The organism is Sediminicoccus sp. KRV36, assembly GCF_023243115.1.
Lineage (GTDB): Bacteria > Pseudomonadota > Alphaproteobacteria > Acetobacterales > Acetobacteraceae > Roseococcus.
On record NZ_CP085081.1, the window covers coordinates 2,616,070 to 2,640,669 of the forward strand.

General features: G+C 67.8%; 23 protein-coding genes and 1 tRNA gene. 12 read left to right on the forward strand and 12 right to left on the reverse strand.

Annotation, left to right across the window (positions count from 1 at the left end):
• Positions 1-43: 43 nt before the first annotated feature.
• From LHU95_RS12240 to LHU95_RS12250, 3 genes are all read left to right on the forward strand, one after another.
• On the forward strand, positions 44-1,027 hold the full coding sequence (locus LHU95_RS12240) for an ABC transporter ATP-binding protein (protein ID WP_248707241.1): 984 nt from the start codon (positions 44-46) through the stop codon (positions 1,025-1,027).
• Positions 1,024-2,097: a dipeptide ABC transporter ATP-binding protein gene (locus tag LHU95_RS12245; protein WP_248707242.1), complete on the forward strand. Its 1,074-nt coding sequence runs from the start codon at positions 1,024-1,026 to the stop codon at positions 2,095-2,097. Before LHU95_RS12240 ends, LHU95_RS12245 begins: the two co-directional genes overlap by 4 nt.
• Before the next feature lie 80 nt (positions 2,098-2,177).
• Entirely contained in the window at positions 2,178-3,347 is a 1,170-nt protein-coding gene (locus LHU95_RS12250; RefSeq protein WP_248707243.1) for an iron-containing alcohol dehydrogenase, read from the forward strand.
• Here the strand turns inward: LHU95_RS12250 and LHU95_RS12255 are convergent.
• Together LHU95_RS12255 and secD are read right to left on the reverse strand one after the other, a co-directional pair.
• Positions 3,323-4,414, reverse strand: coding sequence for an EAL domain-containing protein (locus LHU95_RS12255; protein WP_248707244.1), 1,092 nt, complete (start codon positions 4,412-4,414; stop codon positions 3,323-3,325). The genes LHU95_RS12250 and LHU95_RS12255 overlap by 25 nt on opposite strands.
• 189 nt (positions 4,415-4,603) lie before the next feature.
• Positions 4,604-7,183 carry a protein translocase subunit SecD gene (gene secD / locus LHU95_RS12260; RefSeq protein ID WP_248707245.1) on the reverse strand — a complete coding sequence of 860 codons (2,580 nt, stop codon included), beginning with the start codon at positions 7,181-7,183 and terminating at the stop codon, positions 4,604-4,606.
• A 92-nt stretch (positions 7,184-7,275) separates the two neighbouring features.
• Here secD and LHU95_RS12265 point away from each other — a divergent pair, with 92 nt between their 5' ends.
• Positions 7,276-8,211 carry a Gfo/Idh/MocA family oxidoreductase gene (locus tag LHU95_RS12265; protein WP_248707246.1) on the forward strand — a complete coding sequence of 312 codons (936 nt, stop codon included), beginning with the start codon at positions 7,276-7,278 and terminating at the stop codon, positions 8,209-8,211.
• Between the two features lie 8 nt (positions 8,212-8,219).
• On the opposite strand, the gene LHU95_RS12270 is transcribed toward LHU95_RS12265, so the two are convergent.
• Entirely contained in the window at positions 8,220-8,939 is a 720-nt protein-coding gene (locus LHU95_RS12270; RefSeq protein ID WP_248707247.1) for a DUF1028 domain-containing protein, read from the reverse strand.
• Positions 8,940-9,056: 117 nt separating this feature from the next.
• Between LHU95_RS12270 and LHU95_RS12275 the strand changes: the two genes are divergently transcribed.
• Genes LHU95_RS12275 through LHU95_RS12285 form a run of 3 tightly spaced genes read left to right on the forward strand, consistent with a single transcriptional unit; the run spans position 9,057 to position 11,662 of the window.
• Positions 9,057-10,028 carry a tripartite tricarboxylate transporter substrate-binding protein gene (locus LHU95_RS12275; RefSeq protein ID WP_248707248.1) on the forward strand — a complete coding sequence of 324 codons (972 nt, stop codon included), beginning with the start codon at positions 9,057-9,059 and terminating at the stop codon, positions 10,026-10,028.
• 33 nt (positions 10,029-10,061) lie between these two features.
• On the forward strand, positions 10,062-10,802 hold the full coding sequence (locus LHU95_RS12280; RefSeq protein WP_248707249.1) for an NUDIX domain-containing protein: 741 nt from the start codon (positions 10,062-10,064) through the stop codon (positions 10,800-10,802).
• Positions 10,799-11,662, forward strand: coding sequence for a pirin family protein (locus LHU95_RS12285; RefSeq protein WP_248707250.1), 864 nt, complete (start codon positions 10,799-10,801; stop codon positions 11,660-11,662). Before LHU95_RS12280 ends, LHU95_RS12285 begins: the two co-directional genes overlap by 4 nt.
• Before the next feature lie 20 nt (positions 11,663-11,682).
• On the opposite strand, the gene mazG is transcribed toward LHU95_RS12285, so the two are convergent.
• The 9 genes from mazG to LHU95_RS12330 form a co-directional block, all read right to left on the reverse strand.
• The gene (gene mazG, locus LHU95_RS12290; protein WP_248707251.1) at positions 11,683-12,492 is read right to left on the reverse strand and encodes a nucleoside triphosphate pyrophosphohydrolase; all 810 of its coding nucleotides are present in this window, start codon (positions 12,490-12,492) and stop codon (positions 11,683-11,685) included.
• Between the two features lie 85 nt (positions 12,493-12,577).
• On the reverse strand, positions 12,578-13,381 hold the full coding sequence (locus LHU95_RS12295) for an MBL fold metallo-hydrolase (protein ID WP_248707252.1): 804 nt from the start codon (positions 13,379-13,381) through the stop codon (positions 12,578-12,580).
• Positions 13,378-14,148 carry a TatD family hydrolase gene (locus tag LHU95_RS12300; RefSeq protein WP_248707253.1) on the reverse strand — a complete coding sequence of 257 codons (771 nt, stop codon included), beginning with the start codon at positions 14,146-14,148 and terminating at the stop codon, positions 13,378-13,380. Before LHU95_RS12300 ends, LHU95_RS12295 begins: the two co-directional genes overlap by 4 nt.
• Before the next feature lie 7 nt (positions 14,149-14,155).
• On the reverse strand, positions 14,156-15,682 hold the full coding sequence (gene metG / locus LHU95_RS12305; protein WP_248707254.1) for a methionine--tRNA ligase: 1,527 nt from the start codon (positions 15,680-15,682) through the stop codon (positions 14,156-14,158).
• A gap of 20 nt (positions 15,683-15,702) precedes the next feature.
• Positions 15,703-16,692 (reverse strand): DNA polymerase III subunit delta', encoded by a 990-nt coding sequence (locus LHU95_RS12310; RefSeq protein ID WP_248707255.1) that lies wholly within the window; start codon positions 16,690-16,692, stop codon positions 15,703-15,705.
• Positions 16,689-17,309 carry a dTMP kinase gene (tmk, locus tag LHU95_RS12315; RefSeq protein ID WP_248707256.1) on the reverse strand — a complete coding sequence of 207 codons (621 nt, stop codon included), beginning with the start codon at positions 17,307-17,309 and terminating at the stop codon, positions 16,689-16,691. Before tmk ends, LHU95_RS12310 begins: the two co-directional genes overlap by 4 nt.
• Positions 17,306-18,532 carry a D-alanyl-D-alanine carboxypeptidase family protein gene (locus LHU95_RS12320; protein ID WP_248707257.1) on the reverse strand — a complete coding sequence of 409 codons (1,227 nt, stop codon included), beginning with the start codon at positions 18,530-18,532 and terminating at the stop codon, positions 17,306-17,308. The genes tmk and LHU95_RS12320 overlap by 4 nt, the downstream gene beginning before the upstream one ends.
• 41 nt (positions 18,533-18,573) lie before the next feature.
• Positions 18,574-19,380, reverse strand: coding sequence for an SPOR domain-containing protein (locus LHU95_RS12325; protein WP_248707258.1), 807 nt, complete (start codon positions 19,378-19,380; stop codon positions 18,574-18,576).
• Between the two features lie 44 nt (positions 19,381-19,424).
• Positions 19,425-20,405, reverse strand: a complete 981-nt coding sequence (locus tag LHU95_RS12330) for a lytic murein transglycosylase (RefSeq protein ID WP_248707259.1) — start codon at positions 20,403-20,405, stop codon at positions 19,425-19,427.
• Positions 20,406-20,539: 134 nt separating this feature from the next.
• On the opposite strand from LHU95_RS12330, the gene LHU95_RS12335 reads away from it, so the two are divergent.
• The 5 genes from LHU95_RS12335 to LHU95_RS12355 all read left to right on the forward strand — a co-directional run bounded on the left by LHU95_RS12335 (position 20,540) and on the right by LHU95_RS12355 (position 24,337).
• On the forward strand, positions 20,540-21,943 hold the full coding sequence (locus tag LHU95_RS12335) for an MmgE/PrpD family protein (protein WP_248707260.1): 1,404 nt from the start codon (positions 20,540-20,542) through the stop codon (positions 21,941-21,943).
• A complete protein-coding gene (locus LHU95_RS12340) occupies positions 21,940-22,713 on the forward strand; it encodes an SDR family oxidoreductase (protein WP_248707261.1) in 774 nt (257 codons plus the stop codon). Before LHU95_RS12335 ends, LHU95_RS12340 begins: the two co-directional genes overlap by 4 nt.
• Positions 22,713-23,456, forward strand: a complete 744-nt coding sequence (locus LHU95_RS12345) for a metallophosphoesterase family protein (RefSeq protein ID WP_248707262.1) — start codon at positions 22,713-22,715, stop codon at positions 23,454-23,456. The genes LHU95_RS12340 and LHU95_RS12345 overlap by 1 nt, the downstream gene beginning before the upstream one ends.
• Positions 23,453-24,208 (forward strand): aldolase/citrate lyase family protein, encoded by a 756-nt coding sequence (locus LHU95_RS12350; protein WP_248707263.1) that lies wholly within the window; start codon positions 23,453-23,455, stop codon positions 24,206-24,208. The genes LHU95_RS12345 and LHU95_RS12350 overlap by 4 nt, the downstream gene beginning before the upstream one ends.
• 39 nt (positions 24,209-24,247) lie before the next feature.
• Positions 24,248-24,337: transfer RNA gene (locus LHU95_RS12355), tRNA-Ser, on the forward strand.
• Positions 24,338-24,600 lie beyond the last annotated feature (263 nt).

The window sequence follows — 24,600 nt, forward strand, 5'->3', positions numbered from 1 at the left end:
TAAGTAATGGGGTCTGGGGCCTGCGGCCCCAGCCGCCGGAGGCATGACTTCTCTTCTTCAAATCCAAGACCTCCGCACCGTCTTCCGCACCTCCGGCGGAGACGTCGCGGCGGTGGATGGCGTCTCACTCGACGTCATCCGCGGCAAGACGCTCGGCATCGTCGGCGAGAGCGGCTGCGGCAAATCCGTGCTCTCGCTCTCCATCATGCGGCTGGTCGCCCATCCCGGCCGCATCGCGTCGGGCCGCGTTCTGCTGGAGGGCAGGGACCTCGCCAGCCTCTCCAATAGCGAAATCCGCGGCGTGCGTGGGCGCGACATCGGCATGATCTTCCAGGAGCCGATGACCTCGCTGAACCCGGTTCATAGCGTGGGGTTTCAGATCACTGAGGGCATCCGCGCGCATGAACCGCGCGCCAGCAAGGCGGAGCTGCGGGAGCGTGGGATCGCGGCCCTGGCCCGCGTGCGCATCCCCTCACCGGAGCGGCGCTTCGACGAATACCCGCACCAGCTTTCCGGCGGCATGCGCCAGCGCGTGATGATCGCCATGGCGCTGGCCTGTTCACCCAAGCTGCTCATCGCGGATGAGCCGACGACGGCGCTGGATGTGACGGTGCAGGCGCAAATCCTGGACCTGCTGCGCGACCTCCAGGCCGAGACGGGCATGGCCATCATCCTCATCACCCATGACCTCGGCGTGATCGCGGAAATGGCCGATGACGTGGCGGTGATGTATGCCGGCCGCGTGGTGGAGCGCACCAGCGCGCGCGATTTGTTCGAGGACCCGCAGCACCCCTATACGCTGGGGCTGCTGGGCTCCATCCCCCGCCTGGATGAGGATCGGGAACGGCTGCTGGCCATCACCGGCTCCGTCCCGCCGCCCTTCGCCCTGCCGCCCGGCTGCCGTTTCGCACCGCGCTGCCCCTTCGCGATGGAGGCCTGCCGCGCGGAAATCCCGGCCCTGCGCGCCATCAGCCCGGGGCATGAAGCGGCCTGCATCCGTGCGCCTGTCGAGGAAGCTCTGGCATGAGTGGCATGAACCGTTCCGCCGATGGCGGCGCCCTGCTGGAGGTCGAGAACCTCGCCAAGCATTACCCTGTGCGCAGCGGCATCATCCTGGCGCGGCAGATCGGTATGGTCCGCGCGGTGGATGGGGTCTCCTTCACGCTTCGCCGTGGCGAGACGCTGGCCCTGGTGGGCGAGAGTGGGTGCGGCAAATCCACCACGGCGCGGCTGGTGCTGCGGCTGATCGAGCCCAGCACCGGCTCCGTCCGCTTCGAGGGGACGGATATCACCAAGCTGGAAGGCCCGACCCTCAAGGCGTTTCGCCGCCGCGCGCAAATCGTCTTCCAGGACCCCTATGCCTCGCTGAATCCGCGCCTCACGGTCGGCCAGACCATCATGGAACCGCTGGAGGTGCATGGTATCGGCGATGCCGCCTCGCGCCGGGCGCGGGTGGATGAATTGCTGCAACTGGTGGGCCTTGCCCCCTATCAGGCGGCGCGTTTCGCGCATGAGTTCAGCGGCGGCCAGCGGCAGCGCATCGGTATCGCGCGCGCGCTCTCAACCGAGCCTGATCTCGTGGTGTGCGATGAGCCGGTGAGCGCGCTGGATGTCTCGATCCAGGCGCAGGTGGTGAACCTGCTGCGCGACCTCCAGAAGCGGCTGGGGCTGTCCTATCTTTTCATCGCGCATGACCTGGCGGTGGTGAAGCATGTCGCGGATCGGATCGCCGTCATGTATCTCGGCCGCATCGTGGAGATCGCGGACAAGCGGGAGCTCTTCAACAACCCCCGCCACCCCTATACCCGCGCCCTGCTGGCGGCGATCCCGCATCCGGACCCCGCACGGCGCGGCCGCGTGCAGCCCTTGGGCGGCGATTTGCCGAGCCCGCTCAACCCGCCCTCCGGCTGCCGCTTCCACACGCGCTGCCCCTTCGCCATCGAGCGCTGCAAGCGGGAAGACCCGCCGCTGACCAACGGCGTTGCCTGCCATCTCGACGGGCAATTGCCGCCGACCGGGCTGGATTTCTCCGGCGGGCTTACGCCCAAGGCGGCGCAGCGCATGGCGCTTTACGCTCAGGGCGGCGCCAACGCCTGAGAGAGAGGGGCCTGCGGCGGCTGGCGGCGCTTGCCTGTGCCCCCTATGCCGAAGTGGGCGCGGGCGCTTAACTCCGGGGCATGACCCAAAGCATCGTCGCCCCCAGGCACATGATCATCGGCGGAGGCAGCCTCGCTCGCCTCGGCGAATTGCTCACCCAGTTCGGCTTTTCGCGGCCGCTGGTGGTGACGGACCCCTGGATGCACAGCTCCGGCACCATCGAGAAATGCCTGGCCCCGCTGCGCGCGGCCGGCTTCTCGCCCGCCGTGTTCCACGAGACCGTGCCTGACCCGACCGATACGGTGATCGCAGCCGGCGTCGCCCTCCTGCAGGCCGGCGATTACGACGTGCTGATCGGCTTTGGCGGCGGCAGCCCGATGGATACGGCCAAGGCCATGGCGATCCTCGCGGCCGCCCCCGCCGGCACGCCCATGTCCGCCTTCAAGGTGCCCGTCGCGGCGGATCGCGCGGCGCTGCCCATCATCTGCATCCCCACCACCGCCGGCACGGGCAGTGAGGCGACGCGCTTCACCGTCATCACCGATGTGGCGCGGGATGAGAAGATGCTGATCGCGGGCCTCGGCGCCCTGCCGCTCGCCGCCATCGTGGACCATGAACTGACGCGCACCGTGCCCGCCCGCACCAAGGCCGATACCGGCATAGACAGTCTGACCCACGCGCTGGAGGCCTATGTCAGCAAGCGGGCGAACACCGTCTCGGACATGTATGCCGAGCGTGCGATGCGCCTGATCGGCCCGCATCTGCGGCGCGTCTACAAGGACCCGGCCGATGACGCGGCGCGGGAGGCGATGATGCTGGGCGCCACATTGGCCGGCCTCGCCTTTTCCAATGCCTCGGTCGCGCTGATTCACGGCATGTCGCGCCCCATCGGCGCGCATTTCCATGTGCCGCACGGCCTCTCCAACGCCATGCTGCTGCCGGCGGTGACGGGCTTCGGCCTGAACCACGCCCTGCCGCGCTATGCCGAGGCGGCGCGCTGCATCGGCGTGGCCGCTCCCGGCGATGCGGACCAGGTGGCAGGTGCGAAGCTGCTGGAGGAGCTGCGCGCGCTGAACCAGGAGCTGGAGGTGCCGAGCCCCGCCGCCTATGGCATCCCGCAGGATAAGTGGAACAGGCTGTTGCCGCTGATGGCGGAACAGGCGCTGGCGTCAGGCAGCCCGGGCAATAATCCGCGCATCCCCGACGCGGCGCAGATCATGGAACTCTACGTCGAGGCCTTTGACGCCTGAGCGCCACGCCAGCGGTTGTTCCAGGCCGGCAGCGCCGCGACCGGCAAGGGGCGGCCCATCAGGAAGCCCTGCGCCCGCGCCACGCCCAGGAAGCGAAGCGTGCGGAACAGGGCCGGGGAGGAGACGCCCTCGGCCGTCATCACCAGCCCGCGCTTGGCCATGGCATGCACCTGGTTCCGGGCCCGGGCCGAGCGCGGCAGGGACAGCACCAGGGAGCGGTCGAGCTTGATGCCGGCAAAATCCAGCCGCAGCAGCCGCTGGCGCGGATCATCCAGCACCAGGTCATCCAGCAGCACGCCATGCCCGGCCGCCCTCAGGCGGCGCAACGTCCGCGCCATGCGCGAGAGATCACGGACCGGCGCAGTCTCGGTCAATTCGATCATCAGCCGGTGACGGGGAAAGCGCGAGCGCCGCAATTGCTGGCCGAGCCAGGCCACAACATCGCGCTTGTCGAGCTCCGGGGCCGGTAGATTGACCGAGACCGGGATGGGCATATGGCCCGGCAGGCGCGACAAATCGCGCGCGGCGATGCGTGTCACCGCGGCGGCCAGGGGGCGCGAAAGCCCCATCTGCTCCATGGCGGGGATGAAATTCACCGGCGTCAGCGCCACCGGCTCACTGCGCCACCGCGCCAGTGCCTCGACCATGATGAGGCGGCGGCTATGGACGTGGATGATGGGCTGGTAGCGCAGCAGCAGATTGTCGCCCTGAAGCCCGGCCTGCAACCGGCTGGAATTCCGGCTGGCCCGGTTGGCGTCATGCGCGACCCGGCGCGTGCCGCTGAGCAGGCCAAGCAGGAAGGCGCCATCCTCGGACAGCGCCGATTCCGCCGTCAGCGGGGAGATCATGGCCGCGGGGGAGGCTTCGGCCAGGGCATCCACCAGGGATTGCTCGATGGGCAACTCGCCCTCCTGCAGGAGGAGGTGGGCAAACCCGCTTTGGCTTTCGACCACGGCGGCCAGGACTTCGGCCTCGGAGCGCAGGATGGTGGGCGGGGGGCCGCCCAATTGGGCCACGGCGTTCGTGGCAGCGAGGATGAGGGTCTCATCCTGCGCAAGGATCAGCACTCGGCCAAGGGACCGGGGTTTGGGCGCGGAGGAGCCCTTCGCCGCCGAAGCGCTTGTCTCAAAATTAGCCAAAATGCAGGTCCGAAACTATAGATTTTGAGACTACACGATTTGTGGCGCGAAACCAAGAGAGTCGCGGAAGACCTGGCAATCCCCGCGCGCGCCAGCCTGCCGCCGCACCCGGAATGGTCAGCGGATTGCGGTTTGCCCCTTCGGCGCCACCGGCTCCACCTCGCCACGCCGCAGCGAATTGCGGCCGCTGAACAGCACGATGGGGGCGGCGATAAAGACGGAGGATGAGGCGGAGATGAAGATGCCGAACACCATCACCCAGGCAAAGCCCGAGAGCGTGTCACCGCCGAACAGCGCCAGGGGCAGCGCCGAAAGCAGCAGCGTGACGGAGGTGCCCAGGCTGCGATTCAGCGTCTCGTTGATGGAGAGGTCCACCAGCTCCTGCAGCGGCATCGTCTTGAACTTGCGAAGATTTTCGCGCATCCGGTCAAACACGACGACCTTGTCATTGGCGGAAAAACCGATGACGGTCAGGATGGCGGCGATGGTGGTCAGGTTGAACTCCACCTGAAAGAGCACCATGAACCCGATGGTCTTGGTGGTATCCAGCAGCAGCGTCGCAATGGCGGCCAAGCCGAACTGCCATTCGAAGCGCACCCAGATATAGATGAGCATGGCGAGCAAGCTGAGGCCGAGCGCCATCAATCCGCCGCGGAACAACTCATCCGAGATCCGGTTGCCGACGGCTTCCACCCGCATGATGCGTATGCCGGGGGCAGCGGCTTCCAGCGCGGCGCGGATGGTGGTGACCACCTGCTGCGTCTGGGCCTCCTGGGCCGGTGCCGGCACGCGGATCAGCAGCGTGCTCTCATCGCCGAATTGCTGGAGGCCAACATCCCCGACGCCCAGGGTGGTGGTGGCGGCGCGCAGGGCGTTGATATTGGCCGGGCCCGCCGTCCGCACCTCCATCACGATGCCGCCCTTGAAATCAATGCCCTTCTCCAGCCCGGGATAAAAGGCGCCGATCAGCGAGGCCGTCGAGAGCACGCCCGAGACGATGAGGCCGGCCACCGCACCCCGCATGAAGGGAATCTTCGTCACATCCGGGCAAAGCCGGAACAACGGCCGCGCGAGGCGCTGGCCGAGGCTCAGCCCCGGGCGCTCCAGCACCGGCAATTCGCGCGGCTTGGTCCAGCGATACCACCAGACGACCATCAGGCGGGTCACCACCGTCGCCGTCCACATCTGCACGATGGTGCCGATGGCGACCGTGACCGCGAAGCCCTTCACCGGGCCGGAGCCAAAGCCATACAGGCAGGCCATGGCGATCAGGTTGGTCAGGTTCGAGTCGAGAATCGTGCCCGAAGCCTTGGTGTAGCCGATCTCCAGCGCATTGATCGGGGATCGGCCATTCTTCACCTCCTCACGGATGCGCTCATTGATCAGGATATTCGCGTCCAGTGCGGTGCCCAGCGTCAGCACGATGCCGGCGATCCCGGGCAGCGTGAGGGTGGCTTCCAGCAGGGAGAGGAAGGCAATCAGCAGAATGATGTTGATGGCCAGCGCCACATTGGCGAACCAGCCGAACAGCCCATAGGCGAAGCCCATATAGAGGAACACGAAGGCCACGCCGACGGCCAGGCTGATGATGCCTGCACGGATCGCATCGGCGCCGAGCTCGGGCCCGACGGTGCGCTCCTCGATCACGGTCAGCGGCGCCGGCAGGGCGCCCGCGCGCAGCAGAACCGCCAGGTCATTGGCCGAGCGCACGGTGAAATTGCCGCTGATCTGGCCGCGCCCGCCGGTGATGGGCTCGCGGATATTGGGGGCGGTGATCACCTTCTCATCCAGCACGATGGCGAAGGGGCGGCCCACATTGGCCCGCGTGATCTCGCTGAAGCGGCGCGTGCCGACCGAATCGAAGGTGAAATTCACCACCCATTCGCCGCTGCGGCTGTCCTGGCTGGCCCGCGCATCGGTCAGGTTGGCGCCATCCACCTCTACACGCCGGCGCACGGCATAGCGCTCACCCGCGCGTTCGCCATTGAGGAACATGATGCCGGGAGGGGCCGTCGTGGCCTGGAGGTTCACCGCCTCATCCAGCAGATGGAAGGTCATGCGGGCGGTGCGGCCGAGCAGGTTCTTGATGCGGTCCGGGTCTTCCACACCCGGCAATTGCACCAGGATGCGGTTCAGCCCCTGGCGGACGATCGTGGCCTCGACCACGCCGGTCTCGTCAATGCGGCGGCGGACGATCTCGATGGATTGCTCCACCGCATTGGTCGCCTTGGCGCGCAGCCCGGCTTCCGTCACCGTCGCGGTCAGCAGGCCATCGGGATTGATGGCCACTTCGATATCGGGCTGCTGGGTGCCACCACCGGTGTTGATCGGGTTGGCCAATTCCCGCACCAGGCGCAGCGCCGCGTCACGCTGGCTGGCCTCGGTGATGCGCAGGGACATGCGGCGCTGCTCGGCCTGGGCGGAGAGCCCGGTATAGGCGATGCGCGGATTGGCCTGCGTCATGCCGCGGCGCGTGCCCTCCACCAAGCCTTCCAGCCGCTCCCGCAGCAGGACAGACGTATCCACCTCCAGCAGCAGATAGGAGCCGCCGCGCAGATCAAGGCCGAGCGCGATCTGCCGGATCGGCGCCCAATCGGGGAACGCCGAGCGCGGCAGCAGGTTGGGCAGGCTGACGAGCGTGCCCAGGAGGCAAACGAAAAGAATGGCGGCCGTCTTCCAGCGCGCGAAATACATCATGACGAGACAAGGCCCTGACCAGGAATTCGGCGGGAACATGACGAGGGGGAGGGGGGGATGCAAGCCTTGCCGGGAATTGTTAGTCCAGTGGCATGAAATCCCTCAAGATCGGCGTCTTCGGCGCCGGCCATTTCGGCCGCTTCCATGCCCTCAAGCTGCGTGGCGCAGCACGCGCCAGCCTCGCCGGGCTGCATGATCCCGACCCGGCCCGGGCCGCCCTTGTCTCGGGGGAGGCCGGCTGCCCCGCCCTGACTGCCGAGGCGCTGCTCGCGGAGAGCGATGCCGTCATCATCGCCACCCCCACACTCCATCATGCCTCCCTGGCCGAGCGTGCGCTTCAGGCCGGGCGCCATGTCTTTGTGGAAAAGCCCATCACCGCGACGCTGGCCGAGGCGGATGGGCTGATCGCCCTGGCGGTCGCCCAGCGCCGCGTGCTCATGGTGGGCCAGATCGAGCGCCATTCGGCGGCGATCCGGACGCTGCGGGAACATCTGGGCGGCCGGCGGCTGATGGCGCTGGAAGCCACGCGCGTGGCACCCTTCCGGCCACGCAGCCTGGATGTCTCTGTGGTGCTGGACCTGATGATCCATGACCTGGACCTGATCCTCTCCCTCATTCCCTCGCCGCTGGTGGAAGTCCGCGCCGTGGGCGGCGCCGTCATGACCGGATTGCCCGATTGGGCGGTGGCGCAGCTGCGCTTCGCCAATGGCGCCCAGGCCCAGGTGACGGCAAGCCGCGTGGCGGTGGGGCTGGAGCGCAAGCTGCGGGCGCTGGGCCCCGAGGGCGAGATGCGGGTGGATTTCCTGGCCCGCAGCCTCGAATTTCTGGCCCCAGATGGCGGCACCGCGGTGGAAAACATGCCGGGCTGGAGCCTGGCCCGCCGCAACTGGACCGATCATGACAGCCTGGAGGCCGAGCAATCCGCCTTCATCGCCGCCATCCTGGATGGCGTGCCGCATGAGGCCGATGGTGGGCAGGGACGTGCAGCGCTGGATGCGGCGCTCCGCGTGGAGGCCGCGTTGGGCTGAAGGGCGCCTCAGCGCCGGAACTTCAGATCCAGCCCCTGCCGGCGCCAATTCGCCTCGATGACATCCATATTGATGCTGCCGGAGGGGTGCGCCCGGCTCGGCATGGAGCGCAGCCCGGGCGCACGGGAGACACGCCAGAGCTTCAGCAGTCGCTCCAGCTCGTTCAGCGGGTTGGCATTGTCATCCACGCGCAGGTCGATATCCGGAAAATCCTCGGTGGTGACGAGCTTCAGTGCGGCGGATTGGCGGCCGCGCTTGTCGCCGCCCGCGGCTTCGCCGGCCTGCAGCGCCTGCATCATGCGCTCGGGCAGGGCCAGGTCCTGCCGCGCCACGAAGCTTGCGATGGTATCGGTGATGACCTCCTCGCCGGAGAGCATGTTCCCGGCGACCGACCAGCCCGTGCCAGAGCGCGCGCCCGCCCATTCCACACAATTCTCGCCGGTCCAGGCCGAGCTGCGGCCGTGCCGGTCCAGCGCGTGGATCTGCCGCAGATGCTTGCCGTCATCCCCCACCAGCGCGCCCTCGATCGCCGCGGCGGGGGAGAGGCCACGCGCCATGGCATCCAGCACAGCGGGCCCCAGATAGCGGTTGGTGATGGATTGCGTCGAAACCGCACCGACGCCGGCCCGCACAAATGGGCATGAGGCCCCGACGGCGAGCGCGCAGGTGGTCACGGCCACCGCGAAGGTACCGCTTTCAGGTTCATGCGCGAGCAGCGACCAGGTCAAGGCATATCCTCATTCAGCGTGGCGTCATGCTTGCACGCAGAGAGTGGGCAGGGCAAAGCCGAGGTCAAGAAGGCCCGGACGCATCCATGGGCCAAGAGGGAGATTACGTCCATGCAGATGTTTAAGCGTCGTCATCTGATCGCCGCTTCCGGCGCGCTCCTGGCAGCGCCCGCCGTGGCGCAGAGCCCCTGGCCCGACAGGCCGATCCGGCTGATCGTCCCCTTCGGCGCGGGTGGCGCGATCGACACGCTGAGCCGCACCGTGGCCGCGCGCTTCGGCGAACATGCCAATGGCCAGACCCTGGTGGTGGAAAACCGCCCCGGCGCCGGGGGCACCATCGCCGGCGCCTTTACCGCCCAGCAGCGGCCGGATGGCCTGACCCTCATGATGTCCGATGTGGGCGCCAATGCGATTGGCCGCCTGCTCTACAACAGCCTGCCCTATGACCCGATGACGGCCTTCACCCCCATCATCCACCTGGTCAACCTGCCGGGCGTGCTGATGGCGCACCCCTCGGTGACCGCGACTACCGCGCAGGAGGTGATCACCGCCGCTGCCGCGCGGCCCGATGGCTTCACCTTCTCCTCCGCCGGCAATGGCAATGGCAGCCATCTGTTCATGGAACTCTTCCTCAAGCGGGCCGGGCTGAAGATGGTGCATGTGCCCTATCGCAGCGGGGCCGAGATGGTGACGGCGCTGATCCGTGGCGACGCGCAATTCGGTTTCCCCACAGTCTCCTCCGGGCTGAACATGATCCGCGAGGGCCGGGCCAAGGCGATTGCCATCAGCACGCCCGGCGGCACCCCGGCGCTGCCCGGCATCCCGGCGCTGAGTGATACGCTGCCCGGCTTCAACACGGCCGTCTGGCACGGGATCATGGGGCCCGCCGGCATGGATGGGGGCCTGGTGCTGCGCATCAACGAGGTGTTCGGCCGGATCGCGGCCATGCCGGAGGTGAAGGAACAGGTGTTCCGTGCCCAGGCCGGCACCATCGTCGGCGGCACGCCCGAGGATTTCGCCGCCCATATCCGGCGCGAATACGACACCTGGCTGCCCATCATCCGCGAGGGAAACATCCGGGCCGAGTAGCCGCGGACCTTGTCTTGCGCTTCACTGCCGCGCATGAGCACTCCCGTCATCGCCCGCCCGGCCGCCACCATCCTCCTGCTGCGCGACAGCCGCGCGGGGCTGGAGGTCCTGATGGTGGCCCGCGCGCGTGAGGTGGATTTCGCTTCGGGCGCGCTGGTGTTCCCCGGCGGCCGGGTCGAGACCACCGACGCCGCGCTGGCGCCGGCCGAGGACCCGCTGGGCGCTTTCCGTGTGGCTGCCATTCGCGAGGCCTGGGAGGAATCCGGCATCCTGCTGGCCCATCCGCCCGGGCCCGAGGTGCCACCCGAAGGCGAATTCCTGACGCATCTGCATGCGCATGGCCTGCGCCCCTCCCATGCCGCATTGACGCCCTTTGCCCACTGGATCACGCCCGCACACAGCCCCAAGCGGTTCGATACGCATTTTTTCCTGGCCCATGCGCCAGAAGGCCAGGAAGCCGTGCATGACGGGCGGGAAGCGGTGGAAGCCGTCTGGGTTCGCCCCGAAGTGGCCATCGCCGAGGCGGATGCCGGCCGGCGCACCCTCGTTTTCGCCACACGGCTGAACCTGCAGCGCCTGGCACGCCACGGCTCGGCCGAGGCCGCGATCGGGGCGGCGCAGGCCTCGGCCATCGTCACTGTCATGCCCGAGCCGATTCCGGACGGCGCAGGCGGAACCCTGCTGCGCATCCCGGAGGCGGCCGGCTATGGTGGCTCCCTGTTTCCAGCGAAGGGACCGCCCGCTTCGGGCGGGAATTGGCCAGGCCAACGATGATCGAGAGCGTCATCATCCCACGCGCCCATGATGTAGGCGGATTTGAGGTGCGCCGCGCCCTGCCGGCAAAGGGCCGGCAGATGATCGGCCCCTTCATCTTCTTCGACCAGATGGGACCGGGTGAATTCCTGACGGGCCAGGGGCTGGATGTGCGCCCCCATCCGCATATCGGCCTCTCGACCGTCACCTATCTGTTCGAGGGTGAGATCATGCACCGGGACAGCCTGGGCTCGGAGCAGCCCATCCGGCCCGGCGCCTTGAACTGGATGACGGCGGGCCAGGGGATCACCCATTCGGAACGGACCGCCAGCGGGTTGCGGGCGCATTCCAACCGGCTCTTTGGCATCCAGTCCTGGGCCGCGCTGCCGGCGGGGATGGAGGAAATCGCCCCCGATTTTGCGCATCACCCGGCCGAGGCGTTGCCGATGATCGAAGCCGCCGGCGCGCGGCTGCGCCTGATCGCCGGCGAAGGCTGGGGCGAACGGGCGCCGGTTACGACGCATTGGCCGCTTTTCTACGCGGATCTGGAGCTCTCCGCAGGGGCGGCCTGCCCCTTGCCGGACGCGCATGAGGAGCGCGGGGCCTATGTCGTGCAAGGCTCGGTCGAGGTCGCGGGCCAGGTGTTCGAAGCGGGGCGCATGCTGGTGTTCCGCGCGGGCGACAAGCTGGCGATCCGGGCCGAAGGGCAGGGGGCGCGGTTGCTGTTGCTGGGCGGGGCGGTGATGGATGGGCCGCGGCACATCTTCTGGAATTTTGTTTCATCGCGGCGGGAGCGGATTGAGCAGGCCAAGGCGGATTGGGCTGCCGGGCGTTTCGCCGCGGTACCGGGCGATGACAAGGAATTTATACCGCTCCCATAGGTCGGTAAATAAGCCTGGGTCTATAAGCCTTGCCGCTTTGCCTGATTCCATTCCTCTTCCATCTCCGCCAGCGTCGCATCGGCTGGTGAGCGGCCATGGGCCGCCAGGGCTGCCTCGATGGCGCCAAAGCGCCGCTCGAATTTCGCATTGGCCTGGGCGATGCAGCCCTCCGGATCGAGGTCGAGCTTCCGCGCCAAATTGGCCAGGACAAAGAGCAGATCGCCCAGCTCATCAGCGAGCCTGGCAGGATTGGCCGCGGGCAATTCCGCTCGGAGCTCCGCGACTTCCTCATCAAGCTTGTCCAGCACGGCGGCTGCATCAGGCCAGTCGAACCCGACGCGAGCGGCGCGCCTGGTGAGCTTGGCCGCGCGGGTCAGGCCGGGCAGGGCCGTGGCCACCCCGGCCAGCACGCCGGTTTCGGCGCGCGCCGCGCGCTCGGCGGATTTCTGCACCTCCCAGGCTTCGGTCTGGGCTTGTGCATCGGCGATTTCGGCCGTGCCAAAGACATGCGGATGGCGGCGGATCATCTTGGCCGTAACGCCGGCCGCGATATCCTGGAAGGCGAACCAGCCTCGCTCCTCGGCCATCCGCGCGTGATAGACGACCTGGAGCAGCAGGTCGCCCAGCTCATCGAGCAAGGCCGCAGGATCCGGGCCGCGCTGGATCACATCCGCCACCTCATGCGCTTCCTCGATCGTGTAGGGGGCGATGGTCGCGAAATCCTGCGCAACGTCCCAGGGGCAGCCGGTCACGGGGTCCCGCAGCCGCGCCATCACATCGAGCAATGCCTGCATGGCAGGGGCAGGGTGAATGGCGGCGGGGTTGGTCATGGCGGGCTCCGGTTATGCACAGGTCGAATTATCGCATAATGTTTATTATGGAAAAAAACACCTGGGGAAAACCCTGTGGATGAGATCATTCGGGAACATCCAGCCGCATGCCATCGAAGCCGAGTTCCACCCCCTCGGGCAGCTGCGCTGAAATTCGCGCGTAATCCATCCGGTCACCGAGATGCGTGAGAACGGTGCGCCGCGGCCGAACCTCGCGCCACCACGCCAGAACCTGTTGCAGCCCGGCATGCACGGGGTTCTGATCGCCAGGCTGCATGCAACTGATCACCCAGGTATCCAGGCCATGCAGCCGCGCAAGGCTCTCCGCCGGCATGCGGATCACATCCGTCGTATAGGCGAAGCGGCCAATCCGCAGGCCCAGGCTGCGCATCACGCCATGGTCCATATCCAGCAACTCGGCCGGCATGCCGGCCAGCATCACCTGGCTGCCGGGGCTGACAGGTTGACCCGCCAAGGCGGGCCGGAAGAAGATCCGCGTGGGCGGCAGGAAGGCATAGGCAAAGCGGCTCGTCAGCTCGGACAGCGTTGCTTCGGCGGCATAAAGCTGGATCACATCCGCCATGGACCGGTTGATCGCGCGCAATTCGTCCAGCCCGGCGATGTGGTCCGCATGCGCATGGGTGATGAGCACGCCATCCAGCCGCTTCACCTGGGCCGCCATCAGCTGGGCCCGGCAATCCGGCCCGGCATCCACCAGCAGAATGCCACCATTGGCGGATTCCAGCAGCGCCGACGTGCGCCCCCGCCGGTTGCGCGGCTCGGCCGGGTCGCATTCGCCCCAATTGCCCAAGCCATCCGGACCACCCACGGCCGGCACGCCCTGCGACGGCCCCGTGCCCAGCAACGTGACCCGAAGCGCCGGATTCATGCGGCCTTGGGGTAAAGGCGGTGGAAATTCTCGCTGGTGATGCGCCCGATCTCCTCGAGGCTGACGCCCCGGCATTCGGCCAGGACCTTCGCGGTATGCGCGGTGAAGCCGGGCTCACAACGCTTTCCGCGCAGCGGCACGGGCGCCAGATAGGGCGAGTCGGTCTCCAGCAGCAGGCGATCCCCCGGCAGGCGCGCCGCGACCGCGCGCAGCTCGGTAGATTTCGGGAAGGTCAGGATGCCGGAAAAAGAGATATACCCCCCCATCTCCACTGCCTGATCAGCGAGTTCTGGCGTTGAGCTGAAGCAATGCAGGAGGAACGGCAGGGTGCCCCCTGCCCGCTCCTCGGCCAGGATCCGCGCGATATCGGCATCCGCCTCACGCGCATGGATGGCCAGCGGCAGGCCAGACTCACGTGCCGCGCGGCAATGGCGGCGGAAGCCTTCCTGCTGCACGTCGCGTGGCGACTTGTCGTAGAAATAATCCAGCCCGCTTTCGCCCAGCCCGATGATCCGCGGATGGTCGGCCAGCGCGATGAGATCGGCCACGCTTGGCATCTCGCCCTCGGCCGCCCGATGCGGATGGACGCCGACCGTGCCCCAGACCTGGGGAAAGCGCTCCACCAGGGCGCGCACGGCGGCGGCCTGCGGGACGGAGGTGCCGATGGTGACCATGCGCGTTACGCCGGCGGCCGCGGCCCGGACGAGGATCTCCTCGATCTCCGTATCCGAAAAATAGTCCAAGTGACAGTGGCTATCTATGATCATCAGTATGTTATCCGGCGTTCTCAACCTTGCGGAACAGGGGCGATGGCGCAGGCAGCGCCAGACCTTCCGGCATGGGGGTGGTGAGTGCCGCGAGGCTGCGCGCTTCGGCCGGGACGCCCAACTGGTCCAGCAGCGCGTCCATGCTGCCCGGCATGAAGGGTTGCAGCACGGTGGCATAGGCCCGCAGCGCGGTATGCAAGTGACGCAGCACCTCCGTCATCCGGACCGGATCGGTCTTCTTCAGCGCCCAGGGGGCCTGCAGGGTGATATAGCCATTGGCCCCGCGCACCTGGGCGAAAATCTCTTCCAGGGCGATGTGATATTGCTGACTTTCCAGAAGCTTCCCAACCGTTTCTGAAAGTATATGCAAAGGACGGATCAAGGCCGCATCGGCCTCCGCCGGCGCGGCGGCGGCCGGCAGCTTGCCTTCGCAATTGCGCTGGATGAGCGACAGCGTTCGGTTTGCCAGATTTCCCAGCACATCGGCCAATTCGCCATTCAAACGATTTACCAGGGCACCACGGGCGAAATCGCCATCCTGGCCGAAGGGCACCTCGCGCAGCAGGAAATACCGCACGGGATCGAGGCCGAATTCCTCCACCAGCGCCAGGGGGTCAATCACATTGCCGAGTGATTTGCTGATCTTCTGCCCCTCATTGGTCCACCAGCCATGGGCGAAGACGCGCCGGGGCGGTGGCAGCTCGGCCGCCATGAGGAAGGCCGGCCAGTAGATGGCATGGAAGCGCAGGATATCCTTGCCGACGAAGTGAACATCGGCCGGCCAGAACTTCCAGAGTTCTGTCTTTTCATCCGGATAGCCGAGCGCAGTGATGTAATTTGTGAGCGCATCCATCCAGACATACATCACATGCGCATCATCCCCCGGCACCGGCACGCCCCAGCGGAAGGAGGTGCGCGAGATGGAGAGGTCAGAGAGGCCCGACTTGATGAAGCTGATCACCTCGTTCCGCCGGCTGGCGGGGGCGATAAAATCCGGATGGGTCTCGTAGAATTCCAGCAGCTTGCCGGACCATTCTGAGAGCTTGAAGAAATAGGATGGCTCCCGCACCCATTCCACCGGCGCGCCGGACGGGGCGTATTTCACGCCCTCCCGCTCGGTCAGTTCATCGGGCCCGTAGAAGGCCTCGTCGCGCACCGCGTACCAGCCTTCATAGGCACCGAGGTAGATCTGCCCGCGCTCCACCAACCGCTGCCAGAGCGCCTGGCAGGCGGCGTGATGGCGCGGTTCGGTCGTGCGGATGAACCCGTCATTGGAAAAGCCCATGGTAACTGTCAGATCGCGAAAGGCCTGGCTGACGCGATCGGTGAAGGCCTGTGGCTCCTCGCCCGCATCCTGGGCGGCTTTTTCGACCTTCTGCCCATGCTCATCCGTGCCGGTGAGGAAATACACCTCACGCCCCGCAAGTCGGTGCCAGCGGGCCAGCACATCGGTTGCCAGGCTCGTATAGGCATGGCCGATATGCGGCTTGTCATTCACATAATAGATCGGGGTGGTGAGGTAGATTGGGCTCATCCCTGACCTATGAAGCGCCTCTAGCGCCCCCGCAAGGTGTCCATGGCGACGAGCACGGCCTGACGACGATCGAGCGAGAGGCGCTCCGTCTCCCGGACCAGCCTGGAAACGGCCTCGGCCGCCTCGACCCAGGCGGCCAGGGGGCGAGCGGCCAGCCAGGCCGCGGCAGGCCCACCGCGGGCCGCTTCCCGCACCGCCTGGGAGAGCCCCCGCAGCAACAAGGTGAAGAAGGCCGGGAAGGCCAGGGCCGCATCGCGCCCGGCGATCCGGTCGGCCAGCGCATGGGCGCCGAGCCCTGTGGGTAAGTTTTGCAGCACGGCGTCAGCCAGGCGGGCCAGCTCCACCCCCTCACCTGCCGCGAGTTCCACCGCGCGACCGGGCGAGCCCTCGGCGAGGCGGATCAGTTCCATGCGATCCAGCCGCGGCAGATCGGGCAGCCAGCCGGTCAACAGGCGCTCCATCTCCGCATCCTCCAGGCCAAACAGGTCGAGGCGGCGGCAACGGCTGCGAATGGTCGGCAGCAGGCGCCCCGGTGAGGCGGTGATCAGCAGCAGCACTGTGCGCGGCGGCGGTTCCTCCAACGTTTTCAGGATGGTGTTGGCCGAAGCCGCTTCCATCGCTTCGACCTCATCCATCACCACCACGCGCCAGCCGCCCTCGGCCGCGGTGAAGTTCAGGAAGGCGCGGGCCTGGCGCGCTTCATCCACCTTGATGATGCGGCGCTTGCCCGGCTCGGATTGGGGCTCCAGCACCATGAGGTCGGGGTGGCTGCCGGCCGCCACACGGCGGAAGGCAGGGTCCTGCTCGGGCAGGTGCAGCGGCTCGGCGCCCGGCGGCTGCCCGGCCAGGAGCCAGCGGGCGAAGCGGTAGGCCAGCGTCGCCTTGCCGATGCCGGGAGGGCCGCAGAACAGCCAGGCATGGTGCAGGCGCCCCGAGCGCGCGGCCGCCGCCAGCCCCGCCGCCGCCTGCTCATGCCCGACCAGAAGCGGATTGGCGCGCGGCGGGATCATGGCAGGCTGAGCCGCTGGCGGCAGGTGCTGATCACGGCCTGCGTGACGGCCTCCAGCGGCGCCGAGGCGTCCAGGACGGCAAACCTGTGCGGTTCGGCCCCGGCCTGCCCAAGGAAGGAATCCCTAACCCGTTCATGGAAGTCGCGGTCCAGCGTGTCATAGCGATTGATGTCGCCCCGCCGCCCAGCGCGCGCCAGCCCCAACGCCACCGGAATATCCAGCAGGAGGGTCAGGTCCGGCGCCGCATCGCCGAGCGTGGCCGTGCGCAATGCCGCCCAGACTTCGCGCGAAGCCCCCTGCCCGGCCACCTGATACGCCAGCGTGCTGTCGAAGAACCGATCGCAGACCACGAAGCTGCCAGCGTCGAGGCTGGGCTGAATGGTCTTGGCCCAATGCTCCCGGCGGGCGGCGAAATGCAGCGCCATTTCCGCCACTGGATCCCAGCCGGCGCGCCCGAGGACCAGGCCGCGAATGGCTTCCGCACCAGCTGTGCCACCCGGCTCCCGCGTCTTAAGGACAGAATGCCCAGACCACGCCAGCCAGTCGCTAAGAATTTTAACCTGGGTGGATTTTCCTGATCCCTCTCCGCCCTCAAGCGTGATGAACTTGGGAATCAAGTCCCGCCGCCGATCAGCCGGCCCACCACGGCGGGAATGCGCGCAATCATCCCCAAGCGCTCCACATCAGCCCCGGCATAAAGCGGAAGTGTCATCGGCGGGACGCCGCGGCCGGAGACTTCCAGCCGCCCCAACTCCTGCCCCTTCACCACAGGGGCCGGCACCGGCGAGTCGTAGCGGATGCGCGCCTGCAGCGTCTCGCGCCAGCCGCGCGGGACCGTCGCCACCACTTCCCGCCCACCGATCAGCGGCACGCTGCGGCGCTCGCCCAGATGCACCGGCACTTCCTCGATCGTATCGGCGGCGCGGAACAGCACCACATTATCGAATTCGCGGAAGCCCCATTCGATCAGCCGTTCCGCCTCCTCGCCGCGGGCGCGCATCGTGGGCAAGCCGCCGACGACGAGGATCAGCCGCCTTTCGCCACGCTTCACGCTGGCGGTCAGGCCGTAGCCGGCCTCATCGGTATGGCCGGTCTTCAAGCCATCCGCCCCGGCGACGCGGCCCAGCAGCGGGTTGCGATTCTCCTGGGTGATGTTGTTCCAGCGGAAGCTGCGCTCGCTGTAGAAGCGGTAGCTCTCCGGATGGTCCACGATGATCCGCCGGGCCAGCGTCGCCAGGTCCCGCGCCGTCATCCGGTGTTCAGGGTCGGGCCAGCCGGTGGAATTGCGGAAGGTGCTGGAGGTGAGGCCGATCTGCCGGCCCATCGTCGTCATCAATTCGGCAAAGGCGCGCTCCGAGCCGGAGATGGCTTCCGCAAAAACCACGCAGGCATCATTACCAGATTGGACGATGACACCCCGGGTCAGCTCCTCGACCGAGGCGGTGGTGTTGCGCTCCAGGAACATCTTGGAGCCACCCATCCGCCAGGCGGCGTCGCTCACGGGCAATTGCTGGTCCATGCGCAGGCGGCCGGCCTTCACCTGCTCGAACACCACATACATGGTCATCAGCTTGGACATGGAGGCGGGCGGCAGGCGCTCATCGGCCTGCTTGTTCAGCAGCGTGGCGCCTGTCTCGAAATCCACCATCACGACGGAGCGCGCGATGGTGTCCACCGGGCCGATGGGCGATTGCGCGGGCGTGCTGGGGGGGCCGGCCGGGCGCGCGGGTTGGCGCTGCGGCTGTGCCGGCTGGCGATTCTGGGCCAGGGCGGGCGTTGCAAGCCCCAGGCTGGCCAGCCCCAAGGTGACGGAGGCCCCGGTCATGGCGCGGCGAAACATGGCAAACCCCCTCGGCGATGGTCAGGGAATACGCTGGCGCTCTACTCGACCGCAAGCCGCAGATCAGGCTGGCCCAGGGTGATGGCGCGGGCCAGGGCCGCATCCGCCTCGCTGATGCTGGAATAGGGTCCGGCGCGCACGCGCCATTGCTGCTGGCGGCCGGCCGGCCCGAATGGCTCGGCCCGGCCACCGATGCGCGCGGCCTGGGCCTGCGCCAGGTCCCGCCGGAAGAAGCGGCCCGCCTCCAGCCAGATGCGGCCTGGATTTGGCGCGCCCTGGATCACCTGCTCGGGCAGGCGCTCCGGCTCGCGCGCAGTGACGGAGGGTTCGGTCAGGGGGCGCGCGGCGGATTCGGCCCTCTGGGCGGCGGCACGCGCACCATCGGGCGGGGCCAGGCTCTCCCGTTCGACGCGGCCGACGGGCGCCGTGGCGATGGGCAAGGGCGCCGCCTGCCCGGCCAGCCCCTCGATCGTCTGGCGCGAGGCATTGCCATCGAGCACCACCCGCGCGCGAAACGGCCCGCTGGCGCCAAGCAAGGTCGCGGCGCGTGGCGAGACGGCAATGACCCGCCCGGCCATGGCGGGCCCACGGTCATGCACGCGCAGCCGCAGCGAACGGCCATTATCGAGATTGGTGACGGTGACGATGGCCGGCAGCTGCAAGGTCCGATGGGCGGCGACCATCGCCTGGCCGTCACGCGCCTCGCCATTTGCGGTCAGCCCTTGGCCCTGCGGCATGATGGCGGCGATGCCGGCCTCATCCAGCGCGAATTCTTCCTTGGGGTAGGACCATAGTCCCCCAGCACGATAGGGCTCGCCCAAATGATAGCGGGGCTGCGGCGTCGGCACCGCTGAGCACCCTGCCAGCACCAAAAGAAGCAGGAAAGAAAGCCTCACGCCACCCGGTCCGACAGCAACCCGACTGCGGTCGCATAGAAGTTGGACGGGTTGTAGCGCCGGATGGACATGAAATTCTGTCCCACCATGAAGGCCTGGGTATCGCCGCGCGAAAGCCCTGGAATGACGATAGCCCATTCCGCCTCGCTGCCGGGCAGCCCGCTGCCACTGGCGCGCACCACACCCATCCGGCCCCAATCGCGCATCGGCCGCATCTGGCGGTAATCGGCCAGGCTCGTGTCGAAGGCTTCGGGCAGCAGCACCTCGAAGCCCCAGATCTCGCCTTCGCGCCAGCCATTGCGGGCCAGGTAATTCGCGATGGAGCCCAGGGCGTCGGCGCGGCTGTCCCAGATGTCCCGCCGGCCGTCGCCGTCGAAATCCACGGCGAGGCGCTCAAAGCTGGTCGGCATGAATTGCGGATGGCCCATGGCGCCGGCATGGCTGCCGCGCATGCGCTCCATGCTGACATTGCCGGCATCGAGGATGCGCAGCGCCGCCAGCAACTCGGCCCGGAAGAAAGCCGCCCGGCGCCCCTCCCAGGCGAGCGTGGCCAGCGCCTCGATCACGTTGAAATTGCCGGTGAAACCGCCGTAATTGGTCTCCAGTCCCCAGATCGCGACGACGACGCGGGCACTGACCCGGAAGCGGGTCTGGATGGACTCCAGCAGGGTACGGTTATCGGCATAGGCGCGGCGGCCGGCATCAATCCGGGCCGGCGAAAGCCGGGCATCGCGGTATTGCGGCCAGGTCTGGGTGAATTCGGCCTGCCGTCGATCCAGTTCCAGCACACGCTCATTGGGGCGCAGATTGGCAAAAGCCCGGTTGAGTGTCGCGGGCCTCACGCCGGCGCGGCGCGCTTCAGCGCGGACCCCATCCAGGAAGGCATCGAATCCCCCCTGCCCGCGCGCATTGCGGGCCAAGGCCGGGGATACTGCCAGTGCGGCGAATCCGGCCGGCAGGACGCGACGCGTGAACATGAATGTTAGGTGCCAGTTTCGGCGCCCCGCTGCAACGCGCAAGCGCAGCGGTCCGCCATCGCGGCTGCGCATGGCGTCTGGTCGGCTCGGAACGGACCTGTTTTAATCGCCAAAACCGTCCCGAGGACAACGCCATGACCGCCCTCACCGCCCGTTTCGCGCAATATGCCGCCACGATCCGCCACCAGGACCTGCCGGCCGAGGTTGAAACCCGCACGCGCTTCCTGATCCTGGACCTCCTCGGCAATATCGTGCGCGGCCGCCACGATGCCGAAAGCAGCGCCCCGCTGATGGCCGCCGCCCGCGCCATGGGGCTGGCCACCGGCAACCACGCCGTCTTCGGCGAGAGCAGCCGTTGGTCCCCGGCCGGTGCCGCACTGCTGAACGGCGCCTTCGCCCATAGCCTCGATTTCGACGACACCCATGCCGCCGGCACGCTGCATCCCGGCGCGCCGGTGATCCCGGCGGCCCTGGCCGCGGCCGAGCTCACCGGTGCTTCCGGGCAGGATGTCATCGCCGCCATCGTCGCCGGCTATGAGGTGACCAACCGACTGGCGCTGGCCCTGCCGGGTGGCGATCATTACGACCGCGGCTATCACCCCACCGCCACCTGCGGCGTCTTTGGCGGCGCGGCGGCGGCCGGGCGGGTGATGGGCCTGAGCGAAGCGCAGATCGCCGATGCGCTGGGCATCGCGCTCAGCCAATCCGCCGGCAGCCTGCAATTCCTGGCCAATGGTGCCTGGACCAAGCGCTTCCAGGTGGGATGGGCCGCAATGGCGGGGCTTTCCGCCGCACTCCTGGCGCGCGAAGGCTTCCGGGGTGCCGCCGAGGCATTGGAAGGCAAGGCCGGGTTCCTGCGCGCCTATGCCCCCAATCCGAACCCCGAGCGCGCGCTCCAGGGCCTGGGCAGCCAATATGAGTTGATGGAGACGGCGGTGAAGCCCTATCCCTCCTGCCGCTACGGCCATGCCAATGTGGATGCGGCGCTGGCCTTGCGCGCCGAGCACGGGCTGAAGGCCGAGGAGATCGAGAGCGTCACCATGGGCCTGCCCAACAAGGGCATGCTGCTGGTGGGCGCGCCGCTCGCCTACAAGCAGAATCCGAAGAATGTGGTGGATGGCCAGTTCAGCGGGCCCTTCGTCGTCGCCTGTGCCCTCGCCCATGGGCATTTCGGCTGGGACAGCTACCCGAAGATGGATGCGCCCGAGCTGCGCGCCCTGATGCCGAAGATCACCTGCGAGGAAGACCCCGAAATCCAGGCCGAATTCCCGGCCAACATGTCCGGCAAGCTGACCATCCGCGCGCGCGGGCAAGTGTTCAGCCGGAAGGTGGTCATCCCCAAGGGCGAGCCCGCCAACTTCCTGACCGAGGCCGAAATCCGCGCCAAGTTCCATGGCCTGGCCGATGCTGTGCTGGGCGCCGAGGGCGCCAGGGCGTTGGCGGATGCCGTGGTGGGCCTGGCCGCCGCGCCGGACGTGAATGCCATGATGCGCCTGGGCGCCCCGCGCATGGCCGGCGCCCGCCTGGCCGGCGAATGAGGCCGCGCGTCGCCCTCGTCACCGGGGGCGGGCGCGGCATCGGGCTTGCGACCGCGCGGCGTTTCCTGGCTGAGGGCTGGCAGGTCGCGCTGCTGGATGTGGACCCGGAAGTGCTCGCGAGTGGGGTGGCCGCCCTGCCCTCGCCCGTGCTGGAGCTGCTTTGCGATGTCTCGGACGCGGCGGCGGTCAGCGCGGCCATGCGCAGCACAGCCGCGCATTTCGGCCGGCTGGATGCGCTGGTGAACAATGCGGGCATCGCCATCTTCAAGCCTCTGCTGGAAACCACGCTGGAGGACTGGAACCGCGTCCTCGCCGTCAATCTCACCGGGCCATTCCTGATGACGCAGGCAGCGGCCCCCCTGATGGCCGAGGGCGGGGGCGGCGCCATCGTCAATATCGCCTCCATCTCGGGCTTGCGCGCTTCCACGCTGCGCGTGGCCTATGGGACCAGCAAGGCCGCTCTGATGCATCTGACCAAGCAGCAGGCGGTGGAATTGGCCGCACTCGGCATCCGGGTGAATGCGGTGGCCCCCGGGCCGGTGGAGACCGCCATGGCCAAGGCCGTACACACGCCCGAAATCCGCGCCGACTATCACGCGGCCATGCCCCTCAACCGCTACGGGCTGGAGAGCGAGCTGGCAGATGCGATCTTCTATCTGTGCAGCGAGCGTTCGAGCTACATCACGGGCCAGGTGATCGCCGTGGATGGCGGCTTCGAAGCGACCGGCATCGGGCTTTCGACCCTGCGCGCCGAGCGGCGCAACCTCTGATGGAACGCATCGCCGTCATCTCCGACATCCACGGCAACCTGATGGCGCTGGAGGCCGTGCTTTCGGACCTCGCGAGCCGTGGCGTGGATGCGACCATCAACCTGGGCGATTGCGTGGCCGGCCCGCTCTGGCCGCGCGAGACCTTCGAATTGCTGGCCGATCTCAATCTGCCCACGGTGCGGGGCAATCACGACCGCTGGATCGTGGATCGGCCCGATGCGCAGATGCCGCCCGCGGGAATTTTCGCGCGCGAGGCGCTGAGCGAGGCGCAGCGCGCGGCCTTGCATGCCCTGCCCACCAGCCTGCAGCTCACGCCCGAGATCCTGGCGGTGCATGGCACCCCCGGCGATGACAGCACCTATCTGCTGGAGGAGGCGCTTGAGGATGGCCGCATCGCACCCGCGCGCCGCGCGATCCTGGCCGAGCGCCTTGGCGATGCCGTCCGCTCGCCCGTCGTGCTGTGCGGGCATTCGCATCGGCAGGCGATGGTGATGGGCCCGGAGGGCGGCTTGATCCTGAACCCTGGCAGCGTGGGATGCCCGGTCTTTGCCGATTCGCCGGCCGCGGCGGGGCTGGAACATCGTTCACCCCATGCGCGCTACGCCCTGCTGACGCGGCGGCGCGGGCGCTGGGCGGCGGAGCTGCTGGTTCTGGAATATGACTGGGATGCCGCGGCCAGGCGCGCGGCGGAGTTGGGCTGGCCCAGATGGGCGCGTGCCCTGGCCACGGGGAATGTGGAATGACCAACCCGATGAAGGCGCTGTTGGCCGAAGGCAAGCCGGCGCTGGGGTGCTCGCTGATGTTCCCCTCGGCACCCTTGGTGGAAATGCTGGGCCATGCCGGCTTTGACTGGGTCCTGCTGGATTGTGAGCATGGTTCGCTCTCGCTCGCGGATGTCGAGCTCATGTGCATGGCGGCGGATGCGGCGGGCATCACCGCCATTGGCCGGCCGCGCAGCAACGCCGCCGCTGATATCCAGGGCATGCTGGATCGCGGGGTGGCCGGCGTGCAGATCCCGCACATCAACACGGCCGAAGATGCGCGGCGCGCGGTTTCGGCGGTGAAATTCGGGCCTGGCGCGGGGCGCGGGCTCGCCGCCGGGACCAGGCCGGATCGTTGGGGGATGGGTGCGAAGATGCCGGATTTCGCGGCCCAGGCGAATGCGCATTCCCTCGTCTGCGTGCAGCTGGAGCATGCCGAGGCCATCGCCAATGCCGAGGATATCCTCAAGGTGGAGGGCATAGACGTCTTCTTCATCGGCCCGTCCGATCTCTCCCAATCCATGGGCTTTCCGGGCAACCCCAAGGCGCCGCCCGTGGCCGAGGCGATCAGCACCGCGCTGGCCCGCATCCGCGCCGCCGGGCTGACACCCGGCATGCCCGCCACCACGGAAACCCTGCCCGAGGTGCTGGCAAGCGGGTGCCGCTACATCTACACGCACTTGCCGCGCGTCCTTGGCGCGGGTGCGAAGGGGTTTCTCTCAGCCGGCGGATGATTGACGCGACGGGGCGATCGGGGCAACGACAGCGAAGCGGGACAGGTGGCCGAGTGGTTTAAGGCAGCGGTCTTGAAAACCGCCGTAGGGGTAACTCTACCGTGGGTTCGAATCCCACCCTGTCCGCCAGTTCCCATACAAGCCGAGCTCTCCGACTGATCGGATGCCGCGCTGAGTGGCAGGTTTCCTGGGGTTTTTGGCGCAGACCTGTTGACTGGCCTGCCGCGGCGAGGGCGGAAAATCGCTCTCCGGAGGCCCTTTCTCTCCGGACCTCCTGACTTTGCCGTCTTAGTACGGAACGCAGAAACCCTGGTAAAAGGCCGGTTTCAGCGCGGTCGGCGCTTGCCGTGGTTCGAACCCCACTTGCCCGAAATCCGTACTTCGAGAGCGAA